Origin of the sequence: Enterococcus italicus, assembly GCF_023743875.1 — a bacterium.
GTDB classification, from domain to species: domain Bacteria; phylum Bacillota; class Bacilli; order Lactobacillales; family Enterococcaceae; genus Enterococcus_G; species Enterococcus_G italicus.
The window spans coordinates 695816-704727 of record NZ_JAMRVB010000001.1; the positions used below are offsets into that span (position 1 = coordinate 695816).

9 protein-coding genes are annotated in these 8912 nt (G+C 39.0%); 8 read left to right on the forward strand and 1 reads right to left on the reverse strand.

Annotation, left to right across the window (positions count from 1 at the left end; genetic code table 11):
* Positions 1 to 33: 33 nt before the first annotated feature.
* From pbp4 to yihA, 8 genes are all read left to right on the forward strand, one after another.
* Positions 34 to 2055 carry a penicillin-binding protein PBP4(5) gene (pbp4, locus tag NE257_RS03345; protein WP_251885765.1) on the forward strand — a complete coding sequence of 674 codons (2022 nt, stop codon included), beginning with the start codon at positions 34 to 36 and terminating at the stop codon, positions 2053 to 2055.
* Between the two features lie 29 nt (positions 2056 to 2084).
* Positions 2085 to 2369, forward strand: a complete 285-nt coding sequence (locus tag NE257_RS03350; RefSeq protein WP_251851409.1) for a hypothetical protein — start codon at positions 2085 to 2087, stop codon at positions 2367 to 2369.
* Positions 2370 to 2387: 18 nt separating this feature from the next.
* Entirely contained in the window at positions 2388 to 3419 is a 1032-nt protein-coding gene (sppA, locus tag NE257_RS03355; protein WP_251885766.1) for a signal peptide peptidase SppA, read from the forward strand.
* 2 nt (positions 3420 to 3421) lie between these two features.
* Positions 3422 to 4087, forward strand: coding sequence for an RDD family protein (locus NE257_RS03360; protein ID WP_007208517.1), 666 nt, complete (start codon positions 3422 to 3424; stop codon positions 4085 to 4087).
* The gene (locus NE257_RS03365) at positions 4080 to 5012 is read left to right on the forward strand and encodes a hypothetical protein (protein ID WP_251885767.1); all 933 of its coding nucleotides are present in this window, start codon (positions 4080 to 4082) and stop codon (positions 5010 to 5012) included. Before NE257_RS03360 ends, NE257_RS03365 begins: the two co-directional genes overlap by 8 nt.
* A 120-nt stretch (positions 5013 to 5132) precedes the next feature.
* A complete protein-coding gene (gene tig / locus NE257_RS03370) occupies positions 5133 to 6413 on the forward strand; it encodes a trigger factor (protein WP_007208515.1) in 1281 nt (426 codons plus the stop codon).
* 147 nt (positions 6414 to 6560) lie between these two features.
* Positions 6561 to 7811 carry an ATP-dependent Clp protease ATP-binding subunit ClpX gene (gene clpX, locus NE257_RS03375; RefSeq protein ID WP_007208514.1) on the forward strand — a complete coding sequence of 417 codons (1251 nt, stop codon included), beginning with the start codon at positions 6561 to 6563 and terminating at the stop codon, positions 7809 to 7811.
* Between the two features lie 149 nt (positions 7812 to 7960).
* Positions 7961 to 8554: a ribosome biogenesis GTP-binding protein YihA/YsxC gene (gene yihA, locus NE257_RS03380; protein WP_040366752.1), complete on the forward strand. Its 594-nt coding sequence runs from the start codon at positions 7961 to 7963 to the stop codon at positions 8552 to 8554.
* Positions 8555 to 8679: 125 nt separating this feature from the next.
* On the opposite strand, the gene NE257_RS03385 is transcribed toward yihA, so the two are convergent.
* Entirely contained in the window at positions 8680 to 8838 is a 159-nt protein-coding gene (locus NE257_RS03385) for an SPJ_0845 family protein (RefSeq protein WP_251851413.1), read from the reverse strand.
* Positions 8839 to 8912 lie beyond the last annotated feature (74 nt).

An 8912-nucleotide genomic window follows, 5' to 3' on the forward strand; every position in this document is an offset into this window, starting at 1 on the left:
TTTCACCCTTTTTTTAAAAGGAGGATTTCATCGATGCGAAGCAAAAAAATCCGCTATGTGATTGCTGCAATTATTTTCGTAATCATAGCTGTCGGAGGGTATATGACCTATCAAGTCATTGAACAAAAAAACAATCTAGCAGCAAGTAAAAAACAGGTCACACGTTTTGTTAAAGCATTAACAGACCAAAAATTTTCAAACCTATCCTCAGTCCTAAGTGAGTCATCAGTAAAGACTGCTGGTTATACAAACAAAAGCGTTCAAGAGAAATATGAAGCAATCTACAGTGGAATTGGTGTTTCCAAAGTTACTGTAAAAAATCAAAAAGTGACAAAAAAAACTACCAATACGTACAATTTTCAGTATATGATGACCTTTTCAACGGATATCGGAGAATTAAAGAATGTAAAATATGAAGGAACACTAAAAAAGACTGGTGATACTTACAAAATTAATTGGCAGCCAAATTTGATTTTCCCTGGTATGGAAGGTCAAGATAAGGTAGCGATTACGACAGACTATGCGACAAGAGGTGAAATACTTGATCGTAACAATCAGGGCTTAGCTGTGAATCAGGAATTGAATCAGTTAGGAGTAATTCCTAGCAAACTTGGGACAGGTGACCAAAAGACACAAGCTATCCAAACCATTGCGAGCCAATTTGATCTGACTACAGATGCCATTCAAACAGCTCTAGATCAAAGTTGGGTAACAGACGATACCTTCGTACCATTGACCATCTTGTATGATGATGTACCAAGTACCTTGCCGACTGGGGCGAGTATTCAGCAAGTTGCTGGTCGTTACTACCCGCTTAGTGAAGCCGCAGCTCAATTAATTGGTTACGTCGGTGATGTGACTGCTGAAGATATCGAAAAGGACAGCAGTCTAGTCGCTGGTGAATCCATCGGCCGTTCAGGGTTAGAAGCGACATATGATGAGCAGCTAAGAGGGACGGATGGTGGTAGCCTGACAATTACTGATGAAAATGGGAACGAAAAATCAGTCCTTCTAAAAAAAGACAAAAAAGATGGTGAAACGATCACCCTGACGATTGATGCCAATGCTCAAAAGATTGCCTACGAAAGTCTAGGTGGTCAAAAAGGAGCCTCGGTTGTCACGATGCCGACGACGGGTGACTTATTGGCATTAGTTAGTTCCCCTAGTTTTAATCCAAATAAGATGGCTAATGGAATTACTCCAGAAGAATATCAAGCCTATGTAGATAGCGGCAATACCCCATTTGTCAGTCGCTACACCACACGATATGCACCAGGTTCGACGTTTAAATCTATCACTGGAGCGATTGGCATTGATGCAGGTACACTCGATCCAAGTGAAGAGTTGGCTATATCGGGTTTACAGTGGCAAAAAGATAGTTCCTGGGGATCTTATAAAGTCACTCGTGTGAAAGAAACCAATCCAGTCAATCTATATGATGGCTTAATTTATTCGGATAATATCTACTTTGCCCAACAAACCTTAAAAATGGGTGAAACGAAATTCCGTGAAGGGTTAAGTAAATTTATCTTTGGTGAAGAATTGGATTTGCCATTATCGATGGAACCTGCCCAAATCTCAAATGAAGATAGCTTCGCGACAGAAGTCTTACTGGCCGACACAGGCTATGGACAGGGTCAGTTATTAATTAGTCCAATTCAACAAGCAACGATGTATTCGGTCTTTGCCAATGCCGGTACACTGGTTTATCCGAAATTATTGCTTAATGCGGAAACGAAAACCAAAGCGAATGTAGTTAGCTCGAACGCAGTCAATATTATTGGACCGGATTTACGAGCATATGTCACAGATCCAAATGCTTTTGGCTATAGTTTAAACAGTCTGGGAATTGATGTTGCAGCAAAAACAGGCACAGCGGAAGTAAAACAAAGTCAAGATGACACGACGGGATCTGAAAATAGCTTCTTATTTACGTATGATTACGCAAATCATAACTATTTGACGCTAACGATGTTTGAAGGAAGCACTGGCGATTGGACAGCAATTAAGCATGTCGACTCACTATTAACATATTTAAATACCACCTATCAATAATGTGACTGGTGAAAGAAAAGGGGAATTAGATGGAACAATTAGAAACGATGACATTTGGTCAACTGAAAAAAATCATTACAGAACTTAATCAAAGAGGAGTGAGTGAGGATACCAAAGTATTTATTGATACTGGTTGGGACAGCTTGCAAGAAGTGAACGCTGACGCACTGAAAGTCATCTCAGCGTTTCCCTTTCAAATTGAAGATGTCTTGACCAAGGAGCAATATGGCGGATTTGTCCGAGAAGAAAAACAGCATACACAAGAAACAATTGGGGAAAAGGAAACAGTGATTGTTATCGAACAATTTTATTAATAAACTAAGGGGGAAGTTATGAATAAAAGAAGATGGATTGGGGTAGGGATTGCGGTTGCGTTATTGGGATTATCAGTCGTAACAAGTAGCCTAAAAAAAGAAGAGGAAACAAATGAGTCAAAACTTTCAAGTGTGGAACAACTGCTATATGGGTCAGGAGACTTAGAGGAATCGGTGATTGAGCAAGGAGATAGTGACAAACGAATTGTTCAACTAACCGTAGACGGTACCATTTCTGATACAGGTGAACCGACAAGATTATTTAATTCTGAAGGATACAACCATCAACAATTGCTGAGTGAACTGAAGGCAATTCAAGAGGATGATAGCATTAAAGGGGTCTTATTAGTCGTTAATTCACCAGGTGGCGGGGTATACGAGAGTGCGGAAATTGCCAAAGAAATTGCCAAAGTACAACAAAAAGGCAAAATCCTCTACGTATCGATGAAAAGTATGGCAGCAAGTGGAGGCTACTATATTTCAGCTTCTGCAGACAAAATTTTTGCGACCAACGAAACGATTACTGGATCAATCGGTGTCATTGCCTCTAACTTGAATTACAGTGGGCTGTTGGAAAAATTAGGAGTGACTGATCAAACATACAAAAGCGGTGCGCTAAAAGATATGAACTCCTCGGTCCGCCCAGCAACAGACGAAGACAAAGCAGTTATGCAAGCCTACATCGATAGTGCGTACGGTCGTTTTGTCGATGTGGTGGCGAATGGTCGTAATCTATCGGTCGATGCCGTGAAAACACTCGCTGATGGTCGTATTTATGACGGCAGTCAAGCAGTGAAAAATGGTTTAGTTGATGAAATTGGCTATCAAGATGATACGTTAGCCGCTTTGAAGAAAGACAACAAACTTGAGAATGCAGAGGTATTTGAGTATGCTGTTTCTGCTACAGGGTTTGCTTCTAGTTGGCTTGGTTCATCATTGGCAGAATTGCAAGGATTAAAGCAGTCTGAAAGCTCACGTGTACTATCGATTGTCGAAAGCATCGGTACACCACAAGCGCCAAAACCAATGTATTTTTACGGAGGTGAATAGCTATGACAGAAAAACAATCTGATTCACATAATGATTTTTATCAACAACTCGTCAATAGACGTAAGCCCCAACCTTTAACAGAAGAATCATTGCGAGAAGCCCAAAGCAATTGGTCCAATCTTCAACCAGGTAACCAAAAGACGGAGCAACTATTTCCAGCATATTTCTTTGAAGGATTTTGGATTCGGATGTGGGCCTTTTTCATTGATCTACTATGTGTACGAGCAATCTCAGTGGCTACGATTGGTTTTTTGGTTCGGTTTCAGCTGGTCGAACAATCGGATTCATTACTCAGTGTTTATGGCCTGCTCGCTGCTGTCATTTATTATGGCTATTTTATTCTCATGACAAAATGCAATTACGGTCAAACTGTAGGAAAGATGATTTTTGGAATTCGCGTCGTATCGTTAGAAGAAGAACAACTTAGCTGGCAAACAGTCTTGATGCGTGAAGGAATTGGGCGTTTTATTTTAAGTTTTCCAGGATTGGGACTGCTTGGTTATCTGCCTATCATCGGATCAAAGAAAAAACAACAAATCGGTGATTATATTAGCCAGACATCAGTCATTTCTTTAGCAACTTTATCTGCGTTCACTCACCAACAGGAAGTACTTTCTGCACCTGAGACTGCGCACATTCATATTGGGAAGTCGATGCAAAATGAATAAAGAATCATTTGCGGATTCCTATCAACGAGCAATTCAACAAGCCAACCAACTCATAGCTCAAAAAGATTATCCAGAGGCGATCAGCTTCTTGATAGCCCTTTATGAGAAGGAATCATTAATGGGGTATAATCAATTGCTAGCTCAGGCGTATTTTCTACAGGGCAACCATTTACAAGCGTTGCAAGTTGCCAAAGAAATGATGACAGACTACCGAAAAATAAAGGAAACTAGAATCTTTTATGTGCAATTGCTACTGATGAATCAGCAATTTATTCAAGCCTGGGTGTTTTTGTATCCAGTGGCTAAGGAAATTGACGTCCTTGAAGAAACACAGCTCCTGCTTGAGATGGAAGCACTACTAGGTAACCAAAGCGAGCAGTATCTGCTAGAAAAAACAGAACAGCTCAAACAATTTTTAGCACCGGATTTTTACGTTCATTCTACGGCATTTACGAAATGGCTGATTGGTCTGACAGCAAACCAGTTCCGACTAATAGCGATATCAGCAATCCAAGAACCGACAAATAGTTCAGTTATTGCCAGAATCTGTGAAATCTTAGTAAAGACTGGTGAACGCGGTACCCACCTGGTTTATGACGGTGATCAGGTGAGACCGGTAGCTTTTGCTGAGCTGCAACTATTAGAGGATTCACCATTACCACAAATCTTGCAAGAATCTTTATCAAAACGATTAGCCAAAGACTCTGTGCTACAGGAAATGGTCTATCAGGAACTTCTGGGGCATTTTGCTTACTGTTTCCCATTCTTACCGAAAGAAGAGGAGGTAGATGATTGGGTTGCCGTTTACCTAGCTGACTTGATTCAAATCAAAGAGCCAGTCGATTCAGCTCAACGACAGTATCGGCAAGGAATTGCGGAAAAGAAACGTCGCATTCAAACATACTTTGAAAATGCTTTAAAATAAGAATTTTTCCACTACTTTTTGCTCAATATGTTTACAATTTGATGTTGGTAGTGTACTATTTAAAGGTATGCATGAAACTATTTCATATAACAATATACTTAGATATTCGGAGGGAATTATATGACTGCAAAATGGGAAAAAAAAGGCACCAATGATGGTGTATTGACCTTTTCAATTGCAAATGAAGAAATTCAAAAAGGGTTAACAACAGCATTTAACAAAGTGAAGGGACAATTAAACGTTCCTGGATTCCGTAAAGGGAAAGTATCACGTACAGTATTTAACAGAATGTACGGTGAAGAAGCTTTGTATGAAGATGCATTGAACGCTGTATTACCTACAGCTTATGAAGCTGCAGTATTAGAAGCTGGTATCGATCCCGTATCTCAACCAAAAATTGATGTAAAATCAATGGAAAAAGGTGAAGCATGGACAATCGAAGCTGAAGTAACTGTAAAACCTGAAGTAAAATTAGGTGAATACAAAAACTTAACAGTTGCAAAACAAGACCGTGAAGTGACAGAAGAAGACGTTGAAAATCGTTTGAAAGCTGTTCAAGAACAACAAGCTGAACTAGTGATCAAAGAAGACGCTGCTGCTGAAGGCGACACAGTCGTAATCGATTTTGAAGGTTTCGTAAATGATGAAGCATTTGAAGGCGGAAAAGGCGACAACTACTCATTAGAATTAGGTTCACATTCATTTATTCCAGGTTTTGAAGATCAATTAGTTGGTTCAAAAGCTGGCGATTCATTAGATGTGAAAGTAACTTTCCCTGAAGAATACCAAGCAGAAGATTTAGCTGGTAAAGAAGCAGTCTTCAAAGTTACCGTTCATGAAGTAAAAGGAAAAGAGCTTCCTGAATTAGATGATGAATTTGCAAAAGATGTTGATGATTCAGTATCATCTTTAGCTGAATTGAAAGAAAAATACCGCACAGAATTAACAGAGGGTAAAGAAAAGGCTGCCAAAGAAGCTGTTGAAGAAGCTGCAATCAAACAAGCAGTTGCCAATGCTGAAATCGTTGAATTACCACACGTAATGGTTCACGATGAAGTGCACCGTGCGATGGATGAATTCTTAAACAACATGCAACGTCAAGGAATCGACCCTCAAATGTATTACCAATTAACTGGTTCAACTGAGGAAGATCTACACAAACAATTCGAAGGCGAAGCTGACGAACGTGTGAAAACAAACCTTGTTATTGAAGCAATCGCTAAAGCTGAAGGCTTAGAAGCTACAGAAGAAGAAATTGCTAATGAAATTAAAGAACTTTCTGAAGCATACAACATGCCAGAAGCTCAAATCAAACGTGTATTGACAGAAGATATGTTAAAACATGATGTTACAATGAAAAAAGCAGTTGATTTAGTTACATCAACTGCAGTTGAAGCATAAGTCTTTGAATCAGAAAACTGTTCAATAATTACTATTGAACAGTTTTTTTTAAAGATTCTATCAAATTAAGATAAGATTTTTTCTTTTCAAAAGAAATATGCTATGATAATATAATGAAATCTTTTAGAACCATAAGGGGTGAACGTATTGTACGATAACAAAAATACTAATGATGCAGTGAGATGTTCCTTCTGTGGCAAAGCGCAAGAAGAAGTGCGAAAATTAGTTGCTGGGCCAGGTGTCTATATTTGTGATGAGTGTATTGAACTTTGTCGTGAAATCATCGAAGAAGAATTGACAGACGAAGCCATTCATGAATTCCTAGATGTTCCTAAGCCACAAGAATTACTAAAAATCTTGAACGAATATGTAATTGGGCAAGATCGCGCGAAGAAAGCTCTATCGGTGGCAGTCTATAATCATTACAAGCGTATTTCAGCTAACCTAGATAAGTCTGGAGAGGAAGAAGACGTTGAGTTACAAAAGAGTAACATCTGTCTAATTGGACCAACAGGCTCTGGAAAGACCTTCTTGGCGCAGACTTTAGCTAAAAGCTTAAATGTACCATTTGCAATCGCAGATGCGACAAGCTTAACAGAAGCTGGTTACGTGGGCGAAGATGTTGAAAATATTCTTTTGAAATTATTACAGGCAGCTGACTTTGATGTAGAATATGCGCAAAATGGTATTATCTATATCGATGAAATTGATAAGATTGCTCGTAAGGGTGAAAATGTTTCTATCACGCGTGATGTATCAGGTGAGGGTGTCCAACAAGCATTATTGAAGATTTTGGAAGGTACCATTGCAAATGTACCTCCTCAAGGTGGAAGAAAACATCCACATCAAGAAATGATTCAGCTTGATACGACGAATATTCTCTTTATCGTAGGTGGAGCATTTGACGGGATTGAAACAATCGTGAAAAACCGGATGGGTGAAAAAACGATTGGTTTTGGTAGCAACAACCGCAAATTACCAGAAAAAGAAAGCACAATGAAATATATTATTCCAGAGGATCTCTTAAAATTTGGGCTAATTCCAGAGTTTATCGGTCGCTTACCTGTAATGGCAGCACTCGATAAATTAACGGTCGATGACTTAGTACGTATTTTGACTGAACCAAAAAATGCATTAGTTAAGCAATACAAAAAGTTATTGTCATTAGATGAGACGGAATTAGTGTTTGAAGATGATGCATTACGGGCGATTGCACAAAAAGCCATCGAGCGAAATACAGGAGCACGTGGCCTGCGTTCGATTATTGAAGAAATCATGATGGACATTATGTTTGAAGTGCCATCTCAAGAGGAAATCGAGAAAGTAATCATCACTAAAGAAGCAGCTTTAGAAACGGAAAAGCCAACCATTATCTATGCCGAAAAAAAAGCAGGGTAATTTGGTAGGACCGCTGAAAAATTTATGGTAAAAGCATCCGGACAAGAAAGTGGAAGTCGTATTTAGTCTAGGAAATGTACAAAAGTACTACTAGGTTGGTCATTTCACTTGGCTTTGTCCGGTTTTTTATTACAAACGGAGGATTGAATATGAAAGTACACCACGCAGACATCGTGATTAGTGCTGTGTCACCTGCACAATATCCAGAGTCAGAGTTACCGGAAATCGCGCTTGCTGGACGATCAAATGTAGGGAAATCATCCTTTATTAATACCTTGATTGAACGAAAAAACTTAGCACGCACCTCTTCAAAACCCGGTAAAACACAGACACTTAATTTTTATAATATTGAAGATGTTTTGCATTTTGTCGATGTACCTGGTTACGGCTATGCAAAAGTATCTAAAACCGAACGAGCAAAATGGGGGAAAATGATTGAAACTTATTTGACGCAGCGGAGCCAGCTAAAAGCAGTGGTCTCATTAGTTGATTTTCGACATGAGCCATCAGTCGAAGATGTTCAAATGTACCAATTTTTAAAGTATTATGACATTCCTGTGATTGTGGTTGCCACAAAAATCGACAAAATTCCAAGAGGAAAATGGAACAAGCATGAAAGCATGATTAAAAAGGCGATGACCTTTGAAAAAGAGGATACCTTTATTCTCTTCTCATCAGTTACGAAAGATGGCAAGCAACTAGCCTGGAATGCAATCGAAAAGGCAATAGGCTATCAAGCCTAACACAAGAGCACTGACTGATGATGCTTTCTACTACAAAAAGACCAGCAAATCCAAAGCTTGAAAAAAACTTTCGGACTTGCTGGTCTTTTTGTCTGTAGCTGAGTAATTTCATCTCAGTCTCTTAATTATTTTTCTTCTTTTTGTTCTTCGTCATCGTCTTTTGTCTTCAAAAACCGTTCGATATCGACTTCGTCTTTTTTAGTTTTTGTCAATTCATCTGGTAAAATAGCAAAGTCATCAAAACGACGATCTAATGTATCATCATATTGGAATTTTAAACCCATAGGAATCACCCTCCAGTAGACCTAGTTTACCACGACTATTTGAAAATAAAAAGAGGACTGAATATAGTGAACCC

What these genes read in the sequence shown, in the direction of transcription:
- tig (WP_007208515.1), top strand. Translation starts at nt 5,133, where the DNA reads ATGACTGCAAAATGGGAAAAAAAAGGCACCAATGATGGTGTATTGACC.
- NE257_RS03385 (WP_251851413.1), bottom strand. Translation starts at nt 8,838, where the DNA reads ATGGGTTTAAAATTCCAATATGATGATACATTAGATCGTCGTTTTGAT.
- pbp4 (WP_251885765.1), top strand. Translation starts at nt 34, where the DNA reads ATGCGAAGCAAAAAAATCCGCTATGTGATTGCTGCAATTATTTTCGTA.
- NE257_RS03360 (WP_007208517.1), top strand. Translation starts at nt 3,422, where the DNA reads ATGACAGAAAAACAATCTGATTCACATAATGATTTTTATCAACAACTC.
- sppA (WP_251885766.1), top strand. Translation starts at nt 2,388, where the DNA reads ATGAATAAAAGAAGATGGATTGGGGTAGGGATTGCGGTTGCGTTATTG.
- yihA (WP_040366752.1), top strand. Translation starts at nt 7,961, where the DNA reads ATGAAAGTACACCACGCAGACATCGTGATTAGTGCTGTGTCACCTGCA.
- NE257_RS03365 (WP_251885767.1), top strand. Translation starts at nt 4,080, where the DNA reads ATGAATAAAGAATCATTTGCGGATTCCTATCAACGAGCAATTCAACAA.
- NE257_RS03350 (WP_251851409.1), top strand. Translation starts at nt 2,085, where the DNA reads ATGGAACAATTAGAAACGATGACATTTGGTCAACTGAAAAAAATCATT.